This window comes from Pseudomonas rustica (genome assembly GCF_018336155.1).
Classification (GTDB): Bacteria; Pseudomonadota; Gammaproteobacteria; order Pseudomonadales; family Pseudomonadaceae; genus Aquipseudomonas; species Aquipseudomonas rustica.
In genome coordinates, this window is the sequence record NZ_JAGYHF010000003.1 from 327,684 (window position 1) to 347,441 (window position 19,758).

Here is a 19,758-nt window from a genome sequence, read left to right on the forward strand (position 1 = left end):
CCCACATTTGAAATGCATTCCCCCTGTGGGAGCGGGCTTGCTCGCGAAGGCGATCTGACAGGCAACAAAAAATCCCCCGGGGTAAACACCACCGGGGGATTTTTTATGGCTCGGAAAAGCTTAGCGCTGATGCACCAAAGACCCCGCCGCATACGTCTGCTGCACCGTACGATCATCACCCAGCGTCATCAACACAAACAACGACTCGGCAATGTTGTTGGCCTGCTTCAAGCGATAGCTCAGCAGCGGCGTCGCGTTGTAGTCCAGCACCAGGAAGTCAGCGTCGGAACCCGGTTGCAGGTTGCCGATCTTGTCTTCCAGACGCAGCGCCCGCGCGCCACCCAGCGTCGCCAGATACAGCGACTTGAACGGGCTCAGTCGCGCACCTTGCAGTTGCATCACTTTGTACGCTTCGTTCAGCGTCTGCAGCAGCGAAAAACTGGTGCCGCCGCCGACGTCAGTGCCCAGACCGACGTTGAGTTTGTGCTTCTCGGCCATCGGCAGGTTGAACAAGCCGCTACCCAAGAAGAAGTTCGACGTCGGGCAGAACGAGATCGCCGAGCCGGTTTCCGCCAGACGCGCGCATTCGTCGTCGCACAAGTGCACGCCGTGGGCGAACACCGAGCGCTCGCCGAGCAATTTGTAGTGGTCGTAAACGTCGAGGTAGCCCTTGCGCTCCGGGAACAGCTCCTTGACCCACTCGATTTCCTTGAGGTTCTCGCTGATGTGGGTCTGCATGTACAGATCCGGGTATTCAGTCAGCAGTTGCCCGGCGAGGGTCAGTTGTTCCGGGGTGCTGGTCGGTGCGAAACGCGGGGTCACCGCGTAGTGCAAGCGGCCCTTGCCGTGCCAGCGCTCGATCAGCGCTTTGCTTTCGACGTAACTGGATTCGGCGGTATCGGTCAGATAATCCGGCGCATTGCGATCCATCATCACCTTGCCGGCAATCATGCGCAGGTCGAGCTGCTCGGCCTTTTCAAAGAACGAATTCACCGACTGCGGGTGCACGCTACCGAACACCAGCGCGGTGGTGGTGCCGTTGCGCAGCAGTTCCTTGATGAAGATGTCCGCGACGTCGTCAGCGTGGGCCTTGTCGCCGAACTGGCTCTCGCACGGGAAGGTGTAGGTGTTGAGCCAGTCGAGCAGTTGCTCGCCGTAGGCGCCGACCATGCCGGTTTGCGGCAAGTGAATGTGCGTGTCAATGAAGCCCGGGGTGATCAGGGCGTCCTGATATTGGGTGATTTCGATGTCCGCCGGCAGGGTCGGCAGCAAATCACTGGCGTGGCCAAGGGCGCTGATCTTGCCGCCATCGACCACCAGCAGGCCATCCTCGAAATACTCGTAGGAGGCTTCGATCCCGACTTCGGCGGGGTCGGCAATGCTGTGCAGGATGGCGGCGCGGTAGGCTTTGCGAGTCAGAGGCATGAGGGTTCTCTAATCAGTTTGAGGCTTTGAGTTTGGCGGCCTGACTGCGCCGTGAAACCGGCAGCAGTTTGGCAATCGGTTCGGCGCTGGCAGTCTGCTGGCCGAAGTTGGCGTTATAGGTGGCGATGATTTCGCCGGCGATGGAGATGGCGATTTCCACAGGCAGTTTGCCTTTGACTTCGCCAATGCCCATCGGGCAGCGCATGCGTTGCACGACGCCACTGTCGAAACCGCGATCGCGCAGACGGTGTTCGAACTTCACGCGTTTGGTCTTCGAGCCAATCAGGCCGAAGTAGGCGAAGTCGTTGCGTTTGAGAATCGCGGCAGTGAGTTCAAGGTCGAGCTGATGATTGTGGGTCATGACGATGCAATAACTGCCGGCGGGCAGGTCATCGATTTCATCCACGGGCTCTTCGGACACGATTTTACGCACGCCGTGGGGGATGTGTTCGGGGAATTCGGCATCGCGCGAATCGATCCAGCGCACCCGGCAGGGCAGGCTGGCGAGCAGCGGCACCAAAGCGCGGCCGACGTGGCCGGCACCGAACACGGCGATTTGCGCCTGCACCTGGCCCATCGGTTCGAACAGCAACACGGTGGCGCCGCCGCAGCACTGGCCAAGGCTCGCGCCGAGACTGAAGCGCTCCAGATGGGTGTCCTGCTTGCCGCTGGCGAGCATGTCGCGGGCGATCTGCATGGCTTTGTATTCCAGATGCCCGCCACCGATGGTGTCGAAACTCTGGTTGGCGCTGATGACCATTTTCGAACCGGCGTTGCGTGGCGTCGAGCCGAGTTCTTCGATGATCGTCACCAGCACACAGGGCTCGCCCTGGTTCTGCAGGTCGGCGAGGGCGTCGATCCAGTTGTACATACACACCTCTCAGATCGTTCCCACGCTCTGCGTGGGAATGCATCACTGGACGCTCCGCGTCCGCTGTTCAGGATGCGACGCAGAGCGTCGCGGGGCTGCATTCCCACGCAGAGCGTGGGAACGATCATCAAACAACCTCGGTTTCAGCTTCGACGGCTTTCACCGCCTTCAACTGCCGCATCTGCTCACAACCCCACAACACCCGCTCCGGCGTCGCCGGCGCATCAATCTGCGGCTGATGCTTGTAATCCCCGAGGCTCGCGACGGCATCCTTGATCGCACACCACGACGCAATCCCGAGCATGAACGGTGGTTCACCGACAGCCTTGGAATGGAACACCGTGTCTTCCGGGTTCTTGCGGTTTTCCACCAGCTTCACTCGCAGATCCAGCGGCATGTCCGCCACGGCCGGGATCTTGTAGCTGGCCGGGCCGTTGGTCATCAGCTTGCCTTTGTTGTTCCAGACCAGCTCTTCCATGGTCAGCCAGCCCATGCCCTGGATGAAGCCACCCTCAACCTGACCGATGTCGATGGACGGGTTCAACGAGGCGCCGACGTCGTGCAGGATGTCGGTGCGCAGCATCTTGTATTCGCCGGTCAGGGTGTCGACGATCACTTCGCAGCATGCCGCGCCGAAGGCGAAGTAGTAGAACGGACGGCCGCGCGCCTGGCTGCGGTCGTAGTAGATTTTCGGGGTCTTGTAGAAGCCGGTGCTCGACAGCGAGACCTGATTGAAATACGCCTGCTGGATCAGCGCTTCAAAGGTCAGGATGTGGTCGCGAACCCGCACATGGCCGTTGTGGAATTCAACGTCTTCTTCAGTGACTTTGAAGTGACGCGCAGCGAATTCGACCAGACGTTTCTTGATGATTTCCGCCGCGTTCTGCGCCGCTTTACCGTTCAGGTCAGCGCCGCTGGACGCCGCGGTCGGCGAGGTGTTCGGCACCTTGTCGGTGTTGGTCGCGGTGATCTGCACGCGATCGATTTCCACCTGGAACACTTCAGCCACGACCTGCGCAACTTTGGTGTTCAGGCCCTGACCCATTTCGGTGCCGCCATGGTTCAGATGGATGCTGCCATCGGTGTAGATGTGGATCAGCGCGCCGGCCTGGTTCAAGAAGCTCGCGGTGAAGGAAATACCGAATTTCACCGGGGTCAGCGCCAGGCCTTTTTTCAGGATCGGGCTGTTGGCGTTGTAGCGACGGATCGCTTCGCGACGCTCGTAGTACTGGCTGCTTTCTTCCAGTTCGGCGGTCATTTCCTCGAGCATGTTGTGCTCGACGGTCTGGTAGTAATGGGTGACGTTGCGCTCGGTCTTGCCGTAGTAGTTGGCCTTGCGCACCGACAGCGGATCGACGTTCAAGTGACGGGCAATCGCGTCCATCACTTCTTCGATCGCGACCATCCCTTGCGGGCCACCGAAACCACGGTAAGCAGTGTTCGACGCGGTGTTGGTCTTGCAGCGGTGACCGTTGATGGTGGCGTCGCCGAGGTAGTACGAGTTGTCCGAGTGGAACATCGCACGGTCAACGATCGACGCGGACAAGTCCGGCGAGCAGCCGCAGTTGCCGGCCAGATCCATGTTGATCCCGTGCAGGCGCCCGGTGCTGTCGAAGCCAACGTCGTATTCGACGTAGAACGGGTGACGCTTGCCGGTCATCAGCATGTCTTCAACGCGCGGCAGGCGCATCTTGGTCGGCTGACCGGTGAGGTGCGCAACCACCGCGCAAAGGCACGCCGGGCTGGCGGCCTGAGTTTCCTTGCCACCGAAACCACCGCCCATGCGGCGCATGTCGACGACGATTTTGTTCATCGACACGTCGAGCACTTCGGCGACCAGTTTTTGCACTTCGGTCGGGTTCTGCGTCGAGCAGTAAACGATCATGCCGCCGTCTTCGGTGGGCATTACCGAGGAGATTTGCGTCTCCAGGTAGAAGTGTTCCTGACCGCCGATGTGCAGCGTGCCTTGAATGCGGTTTTCAGCAGTGGCCAGCGCAGAGGCTGAGTCGCCGCGCTGGTGGGTGTGGCTGTCGAGGACGAAGTGGCGTTTGCGCAGGGCCTCAACCACGTCGAGCACAGGTTCGAGGTCTTCGTATTCGATGATCGCGGCCATCGCGGCTTTGCGCGCGGTTTCCAGATCTTTCGCCGCAACGGCGAGCACCGGTTGACCAACGAACTGCACGTCATCGATGGCCAGCAACGGATCGCCCGGCATCAACGGGCCGATGTCTTTCAGGCCCGGCACGTCTTCGTGGGTGATGGCGATGCGCACGCCTTCGAAGGCGTAGCACGGCGAAGTGTCGATGCTGATGATTTTCGCGTGGGCGCGATCCGACATGCGTGCATACAAGTGCAACTGGTTGGGAAATTCCAAGCGGTCATCGATGTACTGCGCTTCACCGGACACGTGTTTGGCGGCGCTGTCGTGTTTGACGCTGCGGCCGACACCGGAGGTCAGATCCTTGGCGAACAATTCAGCCAGTTCAGCTTGAGTTTTCTCTACGCCGTGATGGTTAGACATAAGCGGTCACCCGAGTCTCGATGTGCGGTGTTTGCAGTTCGATGAAGTATTTACGCAGCAGGTTTTGCGCGCTGAGCAGGCGATATTCCTTGCTGGCGCGGAAGTCCGAGAGCGGCGTGAAATCCTCCGCCAGTGCGGCGCAGGCCCGTTCGACCACAGCGTTGTTGAACGGCGCACCGATTAGCGCGGCTTCACAGTGAGCGGCACGTTTCGGGATCGCAGCCATGCCGCCGAACGCCATACGCGCATCGGTGATCACACCGTTTTCCACGCGCAGGTTGAACGCGGCGCAGACGGCGGAGATGTCATCGTCCAGGCGCTTGGAGACTTTGTAGGCGCGGAACAACTGCTCGGCGCTGGCGCGCGGCACGATGATCTTCTCGATGAACTCACTTTCCTGACGGGCAGTGACTTTGTAATCGATGAAGTAATCGTCGAGGTTCAGGGTGCGGCGGGTTTCGCCTTTGCACAGCACAACCTGCGCGCCGAGGGCGATCAGCAGCGGCGGCGAGTCACCGATCGGCGAGGCGTTGCCGATGTTGCCGCCGAGGGTGCCCTGGTTGCGGATTTGCAGCGAGGCGAAGCGGTGCAGCAGTTCGCCGAAGTCCGGGTACTCGGCGTTCAACGCTTCGTAGCAGTCGGAGAGGGCAGTGGCGGCGCCGATTTCAATGCGGTCATCGAAAGTTTCGATGCGCTTCATTTCCGCGACGTTGCCGACGTAGATCATCACCGGCAGGGTGCGGTGGAACTGGGTGACTTCCAGCGCCAGATCGGTACCGCCGGCGAGCAGGCGCGCTTGTGGGTAAGCATCGTAGAGGTCAGCCAGATCGGCGACAGTCAGCGGTACCAGGCAGCGCTTGTCGCCACTGTTCAGTTCGCCGATATCGGTCGGGGCGATGGCTTTCAGGCGGGCAATGGTCTCCGCTTCGCGGGCATCGAACTGATCCGGTTGCTTGCCGCAGCAGGATTGTTCGGCAGCCGCCAGAATCGGCCGGTAGCCGGTGCAGCGGCAGAGGTTGCCAGCCAGCGCTTCGTGGGCCTTGGCGTGATCGGGCGCATCGCTGTTCTTTTGCAGGGCGAACAGCGACATGACGAAACCGGGGGTGCAGAAACCGCACTGCGAACCGTGGCACTCGACCATGGCTTTCTGCACGCTGTGCAGTTCGCCTTTGTGCTTGAGGTCTTCGACGCTGATCAATTGTTTGCCGTGCAGCGACGAAACAAAGGTCAGGCACGAGTTGAGGCTGCGATAGCGAATGTGTTCGCGGCCATCGTCATCCGTTTGCAACTCGCCGACCACTACAGTGCAGGCGCCGCAGTCACCGCTGGCGCAACCTTCTTTAGTGCCGGATTTTCCAACGTGTTCACGCAGGTAATTGAGCACGGTCAGATTCGGGTCCAGGGCGTGCTCGCTACGGAGTTCCTGGTTAAGTAAAAACTGGATCACGGAAGGCCTCGCAGACTCATTATTGTTGTTAACCGACTTGAGCCGAATTTAGCAGGTCTGACTTTTCGGTCAATGGTTTTCTGACTTAAAGGTCAGGAAAATCCATTTCGTCGATCAACAACGTGTCTATTCAGTATTGAACTTCATTGGTCAGCCTGGTTTTTTGTTTGGTTTTCTAAAGAAAACTGCGGGAATCGTGCCAAAAACCGCTGAGTGGGCACTCCGCCATGAGCCCGCATTTGCGCTACACTGCGCCGCTTGTGCAGATCGATAGAGTTTGAAGGACAACCATGACGTTCAAGGCGCCGGACAGCCTCGCCGAGCAAATCGCTCACCACCTCGCCGAACGCATCATTCGTGGCGAAATGAAGCCGGGAGAGCGCATCCAGGAACAAAAGGTCACGCTGGCCCTCAATGTCAGCCGCGGCTCCGTTCGTGAAGCCTTGCTGATCCTTGAACGCCGCCACCTGATCGCGATCCTGCCGCGCCGTGGTGCGCACGTCACCGAAATGACGCCGCATAAGGTGCAGAGCCTGTGCACGCTGATGAGCGAGCTGTACATCCTGCTCGGCAACTCGGTGGCCAATGGCTGGCAAGTCCAGTCGGACATGGCGCCGTTCGTGCAGATCCAGCAGCGCCTGACCGCCAGCTACGAGCGTCAGGACATCCGCAGCTTTGTCGATGACAGCTTCAGCGTGATGCGCGCCGCCTATCCGTTCGCCAACAATCCTTACCTGCAAGAAACGGTCGAGAACCTGCAGCCGGCGATGAGCCGCGCCTACTTCCTCGCCCTCGAACAGCGCAAGGCAGAAATGAGCGAGTTCCTCGAACTGTTCGAACGCCTGCTGGCCGCCGTGCTGGCCCGTGATTTGCCGCAGATCCGCATCGTGCTCACGGCTTACGGCCAGCGCAGCTGCGATCTGGTGGTTGCTGCCTTGACGGGCGCTTAAGCGTGCGGCTCAAGTGCATCAAACTGGCGGGATTCAAATCCTTCGTCGACCCGACCACGGTGAACTTCCCCAGTAACATGGCGGCGGTCGTCGGGCCGAACGGTTGCGGCAAGTCGAACATCATCGACGCCGTCCGCTGGGTGATGGGCGAAAGTTCGGCGAAGAACCTGCGTGGCGAGTCGATGACCGACGTCATCTTCAACGGTTCGACCAGCCGCAAACCGGTAAGCCAGGCGAGCATCGAGCTGGTCTTCGACAACTCCGACGGCACCTTGCTCGGCGAGTACGCGGCCTACGCGGAAATCTCGATTCGCCGCAAAGTCACCCGCGACAGCCAGACCACGTATTACCTCAACGGCACCAAATGCCGTCGTCGCGACATCACCGATATCTTCCTCGGCACCGGTCTCGGCCCGCGCAGCTACTCGATCATCGAGCAGGGGATGATCTCCAAGCTGATCGAATCCAAGCCCGAAGACCTGCGTAACTTTATTGAAGAAGCCGCGGGCATCTCGAAATATAAAGAGCGCCGTCGCGAGACCGAAAACCGCATCCGCCGCACCCACGAAAACCTCGCGCGTCTGACTGACTTGCGCGATGAGCTCGAGCGTCAACTCGAACGCCTGCACCGTCAGGCCGAAGCGGCGAAGAAGTACCAAGAATTCAAAGCCGAGGAGCGTCAGCTCAAGGCGCAACTGTCGGCCCTGCGCTGGCAGGATCTGAATGATCAGGTCGGTCAGCGCGAGTCGATCATCGGCACCCAGGAAATCAGTTTCGAAGCTTTGGTCGCTGAGCAGCGAAATGCTGATGCGGCCATCGAACGCTTGCGCGACGGTCACCATGATCTGTCCGAGCGCTTCAATCTGGTGCAAGGGCGCTTCTATTCGGTCGGCGGTGACATCGCCCGGGTCGAACAGAGCATCCAGCACGGCCAGCAACGTCTGCGGCAGTTGCAGGACGATCTGAAAGAAGCCGAGCGCGCCCGCCTCGAAACCGAATCGCATCTGGGCCACGACCGCACGCTGCTGCTGACCCTCGGTGAAGAGCTGGACATGCTCACCCCCGAGCAGGAAGTCACCAGCGCGGCCGCCGAAGAAGCTGCCGCTGCGCTGGAAGATTCCGAAAGCGTCATGCACGGCTGGCAGGAACAGTGGGACGCTTTCAACCTGACTGCCGCCGAACCGCGCCGTCAGGCCGAGGTGCAGCAGTCGCGCATCCAGCAGCTGGAAAGCAGCATGGAGCGCCTCGCTGATCGGCAAAAGCGTCTCGGCGAAGAGCGCGCGTTGCTCTCGGCCGACCCGGAAGACGCGGCGATCATGGAGCTCAACGAGCAGCTCGCCGAGTCCGAAGCGACCCTCGAAGATTTGCAGACCAGCGAAGAAGCGCAGGTCGAAAAACTCGAACAACTGCGCCAGGAATTGCAGCAAGCGCTGACCGCGCAGCAGCAGGCGCAGGGCGATTTGCAGCGCCTCAATGGTCGGCTCGCATCCCTTGAAGCCTTGCAACAAGCCGCGCTCGATCCAGGCACCGGCACCGCCGAATGGCTGAAGGAGCACAACCTCGCCGAGCGTCCGCGTCTGGCTGAAGGTTTGAAGGTTGAGGCCGGTTGGGAACTGGCGGTGGAAACCGTGCTCGGCGCCGATCTGCAAGCGGTGCTGGTCGACGACTTCAGTGGCTTCGATTTGTCCGGTTTTACTCAGGGCGATTTGCGTCTGCTCAGCCCGGCCAGCGATGGCGTGCGGGTGGCGGGCAGCTTGCTGGATAAAGTCGACGCGCAGATTGATCTGTCGCCGTGGCTCGGTCAGGTCAAACCGGTCGATAGCCTCGAGCAGGCCTTGGCCTTGCGCGGGCAATTGAGCGCCGGTGAGAGCCTGATCAGCCGCGACGGTTACTGGATTGGTCGACACTTTTTACGCGTACGACGGGCCAGCGAAGCGGAAAGCGGCATGCTCGCCCGTGGTCAGGAAATCGAAGCGCTGCACCTCGAGCGCGAAGAGAAAGAAGCCACCGTCGAGGCCATGGAAACCCGTCTGCAAACCCTGCGCGCGCAACAGCGTCAGCAAGAAAACGGTCGCGAACATTTGCGTCGTTTGCTGCAAGACGAAGCGCGCCAGCAAGGCGAACTGAAAGCTCAGTTGTCCGCCGGCAAAGCCAAGGCCGAACAGTTGACCTTGCGTCGCACGCGTCTCGATGAAGAGTTGATCGAACTCGGCGAACAGCGTGAGCTTGAGCACGAACAAGTCGGCGAAGCGCGCATGCACTTGCAGGAAGCGCTGGATGCCATGGCGCTGGACACCGAACAGCGCGAGTTGTTGCTGGCCCAGCGTGACAGCCTGCGCGAACGCCTTGATCGTGTGCGTCAGGAAGCGCGGCAGCATAAGGATCACGCCCATCAATTGGCCGTGCGTCTCGGCTCGTTGCGCGCGCAGCATGACTCCACGCGTCAGGCGCTCGAGCGTCTGGAAATGCAGTCCGAGCGCCTGACTGAAAAACGCGAACAGTTGAGTCTGAACCTGGAGGAGGGCGAGGCGCCGCTGGAAGAGCTGCGCCTGAAACTCGAAGAGCTGCTCGACAAGCGCATGACCGTCGACGAAGAACTCAAGACCGCGCAGATCGCCCTGGAAGACGCTGACCGCGAATTGCGCGACGCGGAAAAACGCCGGACTCAGGCTGAACAACAATCGCAATTGATTCGCGGCCAACTCGAACAGCAGCGCATGGAATGGCAAGCCCTCACCGTGCGCCGCAAGGCCTTGCAGGATCAATTGCTCGAAGACGGCTACGATCTCAACGGCGTGCTTGCGACATTAACCGCGCAAGCCAGTGAACGCGAAGCCGAAGAAGAACTCGAACGCATCAATGCGCGGATTCAACGCCTGGGCGCGATCAACCTCGCGGCCATCGATGAATACACGCAGCAGTCTGAACGTAAACGTTATCTGGATGCGCAGGATGCTGATCTGGTCGAAGCACTGGAGACGCTGGAAAACGTTATCCGCAAGATCGACAAGGAAACCCGTAACCGCTTCAAAGATACCTTTGATCAGATCAATGGCGGTTTACAGGCGCTTTTCCCAAAAGTTTTCGGTGGCGGGCGCGCGTATTTGGAACTGACGGGCGAAGATCTACTCGATACAGGGGTAACGATCATGGCGCAGCCGCCAGGGAAGAAGAACAGCACCATCCATTTGCTCTCCGGCGGGGAAAAAGCCCTGACCGCATTGGCACTGGTTTTTGCGATCTTCAAGTTGAACCCGGCGCCGTTCTGCATGCTCGATGAGGTTGACGCGCCGCTGGATGACGCTAACGTTGGACGCTACGCACGTTTGGTCAAAGAGATGTCGCAGACCGTGCAGTTCATCTATATCACCCACAACAAAATCGCCATGGAAATGGCCGAGCAGTTGATGGGCGTAACGATGCATGAACCGGGTTGTTCGCGACTGGTGGCGGTGGATGTCGAAGAGGCGATGGCAATGGTAGACGCGTAAGTCCGCGTGTTGTCGGAAAGGTATTAGAGGGTTGTAGGACTTTTTTACCGACTTCGACTTGCTGGCCAATCGACATATTCGTGCAAGCCAATGAGACAGACGGTGTAAAGTTGCCTTTGGTCGTGCTAGTTTAATGTCAAATTTTCGTATACGTGGGCAAAACGCCTGTCAGAACATAGAGTTGGCGCCACGTTTTAAAGCGGTTTGCACAGTGTAAACCCCTTATTTTTCAGCATTTTTTATAGAGGCACGGGATTACATGGAAATCGGTCTGCGCGAGTGGCTGATCGTCATCGGCATCATAGTAATAGCCGGTATTCTTTTCGATGGCTGGCGCCGTATGCGCGGCGGCAAGGGAAAACTGAAGTTCCGTCTTGACCGAAGTCTGTCCAACCTGCCGGACGAGGACACCAGCGCTGAGCTGTTGGGCCCGGCCCGCGTGCTGGACACGCATAAAGAGCCGCAGCTGGACGAACACGATTTGCCGTCGGTGAGCATGCCGGCCCGCGAAGCACGCGAGCCTCGCGATTCCGGCAACAAACGTGGCAAACGTGGCGGCAAAGGTTCGGCGCAGGGCGACTTGAACCTCGATCTGGATCTGGATGACGGCCCGAGCTTCAGCAGCCGTGACGATGATTTCGCCGACGACAGCAAGCCTGCACCGGCCGTGGTCGAAAAAGATCAGCCGCAAGCTGAAGAAGTTTTGGTGATCAGCGTGATCTGCCGCGACGCCGCCGGCTTCAAAGGCCCGGCGCTGTTGCAGAACATTCTGGAAAGCGGTCTGCGTTTTGGCGAGATGGACATTTTCCACCGTCACGAAAGCATGGCCGGCAACGGCGAAGTGCTGTTCTCGATGGCCAACGCGGTCAAGCCGGGCATTTTTGATCTGGACGACATCGACCATTTCAGCACCCCGGCGGTGAGCTTCTTCCTCGGCCTGCCAGGCCCGCGTCATCCTAAGCAAGCCTTCGACGTGATGGTCGCCGCAGCCCGCAAGCTGTCGCAGGAACTCAACGGCGAGCTGAAAGATGACCAGCGCAGCGTGCTGACTGCACAGACGATCGAGCACTACCGTCAGCGCATCGTCGAATTCGAACGCCGCGCCCTGACCCAGAAGCGCTAAGACCTGTAGGAGCAGAGCTTGCTCGCGAAGCGATCTCAAGGACGCCATCGCGAGCAAGCTTTGCTCCTACAATGATTAAAAGATTGAGCAGCCTCGGCTGCTCTTTTGCTTTATGAGAGAACACCCATGACCGCCGCCAAAAACCGCATTCTCGAGCTGCGCGCTGAACTCGATCAGCACAACTACCGTTACCACGTCCTCGACGAGCCGAGCATTCCGGACGCCGAGTACGACCGGTTGTTCCACGAGCTCAAGGCACTGGAAGCGGCCAATCCGGAACTGATCACCAGCGACTCGCCGACCCAGCGCGTCGGCAGCGTGGCGCTCACCGCGTTCACTCAGGTGCGTCACGAAGTGCCGATGCTCAGCCTCGGCAACGCCTTCGAAGAAAGCGACATGCGCGAGTTCGATCGCCGCGTCACCGAAGGTCTGGATATCCCTGCCGGCGATTTGTTCGGCGGCGGCGCGGCGGTGGAATACAGCTGCGAACCGAAACTCGATGGCCTGGCGGTCAGCCTGCTCTATCAGGACGGCGTGCTGGTACGCGGCGCCACGCGCGGCGACGGCACCACAGGGGAAGACATCAGCGTCAACGTGCGCACCGTGCGCAACATTCCGCTGAAACTGCACGGCGAAGGCTGGCCGGCGACCCTCGAAGTGCGCGGTGAAGTGTTCATGTCCAAGGCCGGTTTCGAGCGCCTCAACGCCTCGCAACTGGAAGTCGGCGGCAAGACCTTCGCCAACCCGCGCAACGCCGCCGCTGGCAGCTTGCGTCAGCTGGATTCGAAGATCACCGCCAACCGTCCGCTGGAATTCTGCTGCTACGGCATCGGCCAGGTCTCCCATGACATTTCCGACACCCACATCGGCAACCTCAAACAGTTGCAGAAGTGGGGCATGCCGATCAGCCACGAGCTGAAACTGGCCAAGGGCATCGACGAGTGCCTGGATTACTACCGCGATATCGGCGCACGCCGTAACGCGCTGACCTATGAAATCGACGGCGTGGTGTTCAAGGTCAACAGCATTGCCGATCAGCGCGAACTCGGGTTCCGCGCCCGCGAACCGCGCTGGGCGATCGCGCATAAATTCCCGGCGATGGAAGAACTCACCGAGTTGCTCGATGTGGAATTTCAGGTCGGTCGCACTGGCGCTGTTACGCCGGTCGCACGGTTGAAGCCGGTCAAGGTGGCCGGCGTCACCGTGGCCAACGCCACGCTGCACAACATGGATGAAGTGGCGCGTCTGGGCTTGATGATCGGCGACACCGTGATCATCCGCCGTGCCGGTGATGTGATTCCGCAAGTGGTTCAGGTGGTGCTTGAGCGTCGTCCGGACAACGCCCGCCCAGTGGCGATTCCCGAGAGCTGCCCGGTGTGCGGCTCGCACGTCGAGCGCACACAGCTGATCAAGCGCAGCAAGGGCAAGGAAACCGTCAGCGAAGGCGCTGTGTATCGCTGCGTGGGTCGACTGGCCTGTGGCGCGCAACTGAAGCAGGCGATCATTCACTTCGTCTCGCGCCGGGCGATGGACATCGAAGGCTTGGGCGATAAGAGCGTCGAGCAATTGGTCGATGAAGGTCTGGTCAGTTCGCCGGCCGATCTGTATGCGCTGAAGTTCGACGACATCGTCGATCTCGAAGGTTTTGCCGAGGTCTCCAGTAACAAGCTGTTGGCGGCCATCGAAGACAGCAAGCAGCCGGGGCTGGCGCGCTTCATCTATGCGCTGGGCATTCCCGATGTCGGCGAGGAGACCGCCAAGGTGCTGGCGCGCTCCCTGGGTTCGCTGGAGCGTGTGCAGCAGGCGTTGCCGCAAGTGCTGACGTACCTGCCGGATGTCGGTCTGGAAGTGGCGCACGAGATTCACAGCTTCTTTGAAGATGCGCATAACCAGCAGGTGATCACCGAATTGCTGGGGCATGGTTTGCAGATTCAGGATCAGGGCGAACTGGGCGCAGAGTTTGCGGCCAGTACTACGCTCGGCGGTTTCCTCGACAAGCTGCACATTCCTTCGGTCGGCCCGGGTGGCGCGCAGAAACTGGCGGACAAGTTTGGTTCGCTGGAAGCGGTGATGAACGCTGACTGGCTAGACATGCGTCAGGCGTTGCCGGAGAAACAGGCGAATTCGGTTCGCGAGTTTTTTGCGGTTGCGGAGAATCGGCAACTGGCTGAGGCATCCGAAAAACAGCTGCGTGATTTCGGCATGCACTGGCAGAGCGAGAAGAAAGTCGTCGAAGGCTTGCCGTTGTCCGGCGAGACCTGGGTGCTGACGGGTAAGGTCGAGTTGATGAGCCGGGATGTGGCTAAAGATCACCTCGAAAGCCTGGGGGCGAAGGTTGCCGGTTCGGTTTCGGCGAAAACTCATTGTGTTGTTGCAGGCCCCGGTGCCGGTTCCAAATTGACCAAGGCCAATGAGCTGGGCGTAAAAGTGATGGACGAAGAAACCTTTATCGCCTTCCTCAAAACCCATGGCCTTCAGGTCTGACACAAAATCCATGGGCTTCAAGTCCGACACAAAACCCATGGCCTTCAGGTCTGACACAAAGCCCATGGCCTTTAGGTCTGACACAAAGCCCATGGCCTTCAGGTCTGACACAAAACCCTGTGGCGAGGGGATTTATCCCCGTTCGGCGACGCAGTCGTCGCAAAACCATACGGCTCGGTACATCTGATTTACCGCGTCGTATGGATTTGGGGTCGCTTCGCAACCCATCGGGGATAAATCCCCTCGCCACAATGGTGCTATCACTTGGTTGCACTTGATCGTTCCCACGCTCCCGCGTGGGAATGCCGCCCTGGACGCTCCGCGTCCGCTGTGACGCAGAGCGTCACTGGATGCATTCCCACGCAGAGCGTGGGAACGATCATCGCGCCAGAATGATCTAGTCTCTGCAAGCCCCAGGGAGAGATCGCCATGCACCGTTTTTTCGAGCAACTGAGTTCTCGCATCATCGCGCCGTTCATGGGCGAATCTTCGCGCAATAGCAAAGTCTGGCCGTGCCGCTGCGGTCAGTCGTTGTTCTTTCGCAACAGCCAGTGCCTGGCCTGCAATGCCTTGCTCGGATACCAGCCGGAAGAAAGCCGCATCACCTCCCTGTCGCCCGGTGTGGAGAACGGCACCTGGACGCTGGATGCTGATCCCGACGCAGGCCTGTTTCGCCGCTGCGCCAACCTCGACACGCCCGCCGCGTGCAACTGGCTGCTGCCGGCCAACGTCGACGATGCCTTGTGCGTCGCCTGTAGCCTCAATCGCACCATCCCCGACCTGTCCGATCCGGAAAATCCCGAGCGCTGGCGCAAGGTTGAAATCGCCAAGCGCCGCCTCGTCGCGCAACTGATCACTCTTGGCTTGCAGGTCATCCCGAAAACCGTGGATGAAGACAGCGGCCTCGCTTTCGATTTCATCGGCGTCGACCTCGAAGGCAACGCGCCGATGACCGGCCACGCGAACGGCCTGATCACCCTCGACATCAAAGAAGCCGACGACGCCCACCGCGAGCGGGTGAGGGCGCAGATGCATGAACCGTATCGCACGCTGCTCGGGCATTTTCGGCATGAGGTCGGGCACTACTATTGGGATCGGCTGATCGCCAACGGCCCGTGGCTCGATTCATTCCGTAACCTGTTCGGCGACGAGCGCGCCAGTTACGCCGAGGCGCTCGATCGTCATTACCAACAAGGCGCGCCCCTCGACTGGCCTCAGCACTATGTCAGCGCCTACGCGACCATGCACCCGTGGGAAGACTGGGCGGAAACCTGGGCGCATTACCTGCACATGATGGACGCGGTGGACACGGCGCTGGGGTTTGGCATGAGCGCGCGGGAAATGGATTTCGATTACCAGCCGTTTCCGAGCAGCACGCTGTACGACCCGCAGCATCCCGGTGGCGAGGCGTTCCTGGCGTTTGTTAATGCGTGGATCGAGTTGGCCGGCATGCTCAATGAATTGTCACGCAGCATGGGCCAGCCGGATTTTTACCCGTTCGTGCTGCCGGCGGCTGCGATTGCCAAGCTGCACTTTATTCATCTGGTGATCCAGCAGGCGGGCGGCAAAGCGGACGAGGTACTGGCCCTGTAGGAGCTGCCGCAGGCTGCGATCTTTATGTCCTTGACCTTGTTCATATTTTTAATCTGAAACCAACGGTTGTAACTTCGTCTCAGATAGGTACAATGGCGCGGCTCGCCGACAGGCAAGCGTCGTTATGGTGACCCCATCGGTCCCCCCGCAACGATTACCCGTGAACCTGGTCAGAGCCGGAAGGCAGCAGCCACAGCGGGAACATTGTGTGCCGGGGTGTGGCTGGTGGGGTCGCCACCTTAACGAACAATCGAACGCTTCAACCAGAACTGCATGGGTTTCACCCACTGCGGTTTTTTTGTGTCTGCGATTTTCCAAGCAACGTGGATCAACGTGGGAGCGGGCTTGCTCGCGAAGGCGTCGTGTCAGTCAGTATCCATTTTGAATGCCTGACCGCATTCGCGAGCAAGCCCGCTCCCACAGGGGTTATGGGGTGGCTTCAGGGCTACCGGTATACAACCGGATAATCTCATCAATCTCCCCCGACATTTTCATCCGCAACAACGTGCGCAAAATCCGTTGCACCGGCACCTTCGGGTCATTCCTCACGTAGCAACCGACCTTCTGCTCCTGCAACACCGCCACCGCTTGCAATTGCTTTTCCGGCGTCAGGCGCTGATTAAACCAGTCCAGCGTCCACTGATTGCTCACCGCATAGCGATAACGCCCGGCCAGCAACTTCTCCAACACCTGCTCCTGATTGCGCGCATCTTCGCGGTGCAAGCGATCGGTGTCGAAAAACGGCTGCAGGGTAGGGTAGATGTAACCAAGCACGGTGCCGATGGATTGGCGGGGCAGGGTGGCAGGGTTAATGCTGACGGGCTGATCCTTGCGACTGACTAACAGATCACGCTGGAACAACAGCGGCAGACTCCAGATGTAATCCCCCGACTGATTCGGCAGCCACGACTGCGCGGCATAGCAGCGCACATCAATCTCGCCGTGCTCCATGGCGCTCTGCACCCGGGCGCGCGGCAGCACGTGAAACTCGGCCGGCGCGCCGACTTGGGTGGCGAGGCTGAGCATGATGTCGTAGAGGATGCCCTGAGTCGGGCGGCCGCGTTCGTATTGCACCATCGGCATCGCCCAACTGTCGGGCATGGCAAAGCGCAGCGGTGGCTCTGCGGCCGCCACGCTCAGGCTGAATCCCAGCAGTGCCCCCACGGCCCAACGCATAAACGCTCCGGTAATTCCCTGTCCTGAGCCGATAAAAGCCTCTGCTGATGGAGCTTAGCCACATTAGACGAGGACATCGGATGCAATTTTGCCCTTGCTCCGCTAGCATTAGCCGCTTCTGCTTCCTTCGCTGCGACGGTTTTCGATGAGTTATCAGGTTCTTGCACGTAAATGGCGTCCGCGCTCGTTCCGCGAAATGGTCGGCCAGACCCATGTGCTCAAAGCTCTGATCAATGCCTTGGACAGCCAGCGGCTGCACCACGCGTACCTGTTTACCGGTACTCGCGGGGTGGGTAAAACCACGATTGCGCGGATCATTGCCAAATGCCTGAACTGTGAGACAGGTATCACTTCCAGCCCGTGCGGCGAGTGCTCGGTGTGCCGTGAAATCGACGAAGGCCGCTTTGTCGACCTGATCGAGATCGATGCCGCGAGCCGCACCAAGGTCGAAGACACCCGCGAGCTACTCGACAACGTGCAGTACGCGCCGAGCCGCGGGCGCTTCAAGGTCTACCTGATCGACGAAGTGCACATGCTTTCCAGCCATTCCTTCAATGCGCTGCTGAAAACCCTCGAAGAACCGCCGCCCTACGTCAAGTTCATCCTGGCGACCACCGACCCGCAGAAACTTCCGGCAACGATTTTGTCGCGCTGCCTTCAGTTCTCGCTGAAGAACATGACGCCGGAGCGCGTGGTCGAGCATTTGACCCACGTGCTGACCGCCGAAAGCGTGCCGTTCGAAGACGACGCGCTGTGGCTGCTCGGTCGCGCTGCTGACGGTTCGATGCGTGACGCCATGAGCCTGACCGATCAGGCCATTGCTTTCGGTGAAGGCCAGGTACTCGCCACCGACGTGCGGGCGATGCTCGGCACGCTGGATCACGGTCAGGTCTTTGACGTTCTGCATTCGTTGATTGAAGGCGATGCCAAGGCATTGCTTGAAGCGGTGCGCCACCTGGCCGAGCAGGGCCCTGACTGGAACGGCGTGCTCTCGGAAATTCTTAACGTTCTGCACCGCGTCGCTATCGCGCAAGCGCTGCCGGAAGGCGTCGACAACGGCCATGGCGATCGCGATCGCGTGTTGGCGCTGGCGCAAGCCTTGCCGGCCGAAGACGTGCAGTTCTATTACCAGATGGGCCTGATCGGCCGCCGCGATTTGCCGCTGGCGCCGGACCCGCGCGGCGGTTTCGAAATGGTGCTGCTGCGAATGCTGGCCTTCCGGCCGGCTGATACGGCGGACGCCCCGAGGCAACCGCTAAAGCCAGTGGGGATCAGCCAGGCCACAGTTGATTCCGCAAATTCAGTGGCTGCCGCGCCTAAACCTGCGCCGGTGGTTGCTGCGGCTGTTGCCCCGACGCCGGCTCCTGTAACAGCACCTGCGCCGGCTCCAGAGCCTGCGCCGGTTGCTCCAGTTGCTCCAGTTGCTCCAGTTGCCGAGCCAGAGCCAGAGCCAACGCCCGTCGTCGCCGAAGCCGTTGTCGATCTGCCGTGGAACGATCCGGTAGAAGCCGAGGCCGAGCCAGAACCCGAGCCAGCCCAGCAACCTGCCGTCGAGCCCATGCTGGAAACCGCCGCCGAGCAACCCGAGTTGCCGCCGATGCCGTTGCCGACCCCGGACAGCGTCGTTCCTGACGCACCAGAGTGGGCCGCCGCGCCAATTCCAGAGCCGTCAGTCGCTGACGTCGATGCCGCTACCCCGGGCACCGACATGGACGACGAGCCGCCGCTGGACGAGGATTACATCGAGCCGGACATGGACTCGGCGTACAGCTACCTCGACGAACTGGCCAGCGAACACGCCGCTGATCCAGAGCCGGAACCCGAACCTGAGCCCGCAGCGGCGCCGGCCACCGGTCTGGCGTTGCAATGGCTGGAGCTGTTCCCGAAACTGCCGATCTCCGGCATGACCGGCAGCATCGCCGCCAACTGTACGTTGATCGCGGTTGATGGCGATCATTGGCTGATGCACCTCGATCCGGCGCACAGTGCGCTGTTCAACGCCACGCAGCAGCGACGTCTGAACGATGCGTTGAACCAGTTCCACGGTCGCACGCTGACGCTGACCATCGAGCTGATCAAACCCGAGCAGGAGACCCCGGCTCAGGCCGCCTCCCGTCGCCGGGCCAACCGTCAGCGCGAAGCGGAGGAGTCGATTCATGGCGATCCGTTCATCCAGCAGATGGTTCAGCAGTTTGGCGCGGTGGTGCGACACGATACTATTGAACCTGTCGACGCCTTGGTCGCCCAAGGCTAATAACTGAAGGTGCCCGGCCTCCATGGCCGGGCGCTGTTTTGATCCAAGTACTTTTGAGGTGATTCCCATGATGAAAGGTGGCATGGCCGGCCTGATGAAGCAGGCGCAGCAGATGCAGGAAAAAATGGCCAAGATGCAGGAAGAACTGGCCAACGCCGAAGTCACCGGTAAGGCCGGCGGCGATATGGTCACCGTGGTGATGACCGGTCGTCACGACCTCAAGCGCGTCAGCATCGACCCGACCCTGCTGCCGGGTCTGGACGAAGACGACCGTGAAGTGATCGAAGACCTGGTCGCCGCCGCCGTCAACGACGCCGTGCGCAAGATCGAAGCCAGCAGCCAGGAAAAAATGGGCGGCATGACCGCCGGCATGAACCTGCCTGCGGGTATGAAACTGCCATTCTGATTCGCCAATCGGCGGCA

The 19,758-nt window shown here is 60.2% G+C and carries 12 protein-coding genes and 1 other RNA gene; 8 read left to right on the forward strand and 5 right to left on the reverse strand.

All coding sequences use genetic code 11. The features are described from left to right. Positions 1-120: 120 nt before the first annotated feature. From guaD to xdhA, 4 genes are all read right to left on the reverse strand, one after another. Entirely contained in the window at positions 121-1,425 is a 1,305-nt protein-coding gene (gene guaD, locus KFS80_RS07130; RefSeq protein ID WP_212544345.1) for a guanine deaminase, read from the reverse strand. 13 nt (positions 1,426-1,438) lie between these two features. Next, positions 1,439-2,296 (reverse strand): xanthine dehydrogenase accessory protein XdhC, encoded by an 858-nt coding sequence (gene xdhC / locus KFS80_RS07135; protein WP_212544346.1) that lies wholly within the window; start codon positions 2,294-2,296, stop codon positions 1,439-1,441. A gap of 127 nt (positions 2,297-2,423) precedes the next feature. After that, positions 2,424-4,817, reverse strand: a complete 2,394-nt coding sequence (xdhB, locus tag KFS80_RS07140; protein ID WP_212544347.1) for a xanthine dehydrogenase molybdopterin binding subunit — start codon at positions 4,815-4,817, stop codon at positions 2,424-2,426. Beyond that, complete coding sequence (gene xdhA / locus KFS80_RS07145; RefSeq protein WP_212544348.1) at positions 4,810-6,264, reverse strand: xanthine dehydrogenase small subunit; 1,455 nt, start codon at positions 6,262-6,264, stop codon at positions 4,810-4,812. The genes xdhB and xdhA overlap by 8 nt, the downstream gene beginning before the upstream one ends. A 290-nt stretch (positions 6,265-6,554) precedes the next feature. Between xdhA and KFS80_RS07150 the strand changes: the two genes are divergently transcribed. The 6 genes from KFS80_RS07150 (at position 6,555) to ffs (ending at position 16,136) form a co-directional block, all read left to right on the forward strand. Then, positions 6,555-7,214, forward strand: coding sequence for a GntR family transcriptional regulator (locus tag KFS80_RS07150; RefSeq protein ID WP_053118751.1), 660 nt, complete (start codon positions 6,555-6,557; stop codon positions 7,212-7,214). Between the two features lie 2 nt (positions 7,215-7,216). Beyond that, positions 7,217-10,705, forward strand: coding sequence for a chromosome segregation protein SMC (smc, locus tag KFS80_RS07155; protein ID WP_212544349.1), 3,489 nt, complete (start codon positions 7,217-7,219; stop codon positions 10,703-10,705). Positions 10,706-10,964: 259 nt separating this feature from the next. Next, a complete protein-coding gene (gene zipA / locus KFS80_RS07160) occupies positions 10,965-11,828 on the forward strand; it encodes a cell division protein ZipA (protein WP_212544350.1) in 864 nt (287 codons plus the stop codon). A 126-nt stretch (positions 11,829-11,954) separates the two neighbouring features. Next, positions 11,955-14,312, forward strand: coding sequence for an NAD-dependent DNA ligase LigA (gene ligA / locus KFS80_RS07165; protein ID WP_212544351.1), 2,358 nt, complete (start codon positions 11,955-11,957; stop codon positions 14,310-14,312). 429 nt (positions 14,313-14,741) lie between these two features. Continuing rightward, positions 14,742-15,905: a zinc-binding metallopeptidase family protein gene (locus tag KFS80_RS07170; protein WP_212544352.1), complete on the forward strand. Its 1,164-nt coding sequence runs from the start codon at positions 14,742-14,744 to the stop codon at positions 15,903-15,905. A 134-nt stretch (positions 15,906-16,039) separates the two neighbouring features. After that, positions 16,040-16,136, forward strand: an RNA gene (ffs, locus tag KFS80_RS07175) — signal recognition particle sRNA small type. A gap of 195 nt (positions 16,137-16,331) precedes the next feature. Here ffs and KFS80_RS07180 read toward each other — a convergent pair. Beyond that, positions 16,332-17,081 (reverse strand): substrate-binding periplasmic protein, encoded by a 750-nt coding sequence (locus KFS80_RS07180; protein ID WP_212544353.1) that lies wholly within the window; start codon positions 17,079-17,081, stop codon positions 16,332-16,334. 145 nt (positions 17,082-17,226) lie between these two features. On the opposite strand from KFS80_RS07180, the gene dnaX reads away from it, so the two are divergent. Together dnaX and KFS80_RS07190 are read left to right on the forward strand one after the other, a co-directional pair. Then, positions 17,227-19,335 (forward strand): DNA polymerase III subunit gamma/tau, encoded by a 2,109-nt coding sequence (gene dnaX, locus KFS80_RS07185; RefSeq protein ID WP_212544354.1) that lies wholly within the window; start codon positions 17,227-17,229, stop codon positions 19,333-19,335. Between the two features lie 67 nt (positions 19,336-19,402). Then, the gene (locus KFS80_RS07190; RefSeq protein WP_053118768.1) at positions 19,403-19,741 is read left to right on the forward strand and encodes a YbaB/EbfC family nucleoid-associated protein; all 339 of its coding nucleotides are present in this window, start codon (positions 19,403-19,405) and stop codon (positions 19,739-19,741) included. Positions 19,742-19,758 lie beyond the last annotated feature (17 nt).

Coding starts and splice junctions, on each gene's coding strand:
- guaD (WP_212544345.1), bottom strand. CDS start 1,425: ATGCCTCTGACTCGCAAAGCCTACCGCGCCGCCATCCTGCACAGCATT.
- xdhC (WP_212544346.1), bottom strand. CDS start 2,296: ATGTACAACTGGATCGACGCCCTCGCCGACCTGCAGAACCAGGGCGAG.
- xdhB (WP_212544347.1), bottom strand. CDS start 4,817: ATGTCTAACCATCACGGCGTAGAGAAAACTCAAGCTGAACTGGCTGAA.
- KFS80_RS07150 (WP_053118751.1), top strand. CDS start 6,555: ATGACGTTCAAGGCGCCGGACAGCCTCGCCGAGCAAATCGCTCACCAC.
- zipA (WP_212544350.1), top strand. CDS start 10,965: ATGGAAATCGGTCTGCGCGAGTGGCTGATCGTCATCGGCATCATAGTA.
- ligA (WP_212544351.1), top strand. CDS start 11,955: ATGACCGCCGCCAAAAACCGCATTCTCGAGCTGCGCGCTGAACTCGAT.
- KFS80_RS07170 (WP_212544352.1), top strand. CDS start 14,742: ATGCACCGTTTTTTCGAGCAACTGAGTTCTCGCATCATCGCGCCGTTC.
- KFS80_RS07180 (WP_212544353.1), bottom strand. CDS start 17,081: ATGCGTTGGGCCGTGGGGGCACTGCTGGGATTCAGCCTGAGCGTGGCG.
- dnaX (WP_212544354.1), top strand. CDS start 17,227: ATGAGTTATCAGGTTCTTGCACGTAAATGGCGTCCGCGCTCGTTCCGC.
- KFS80_RS07190 (WP_053118768.1), top strand. CDS start 19,403: ATGATGAAAGGTGGCATGGCCGGCCTGATGAAGCAGGCGCAGCAGATG.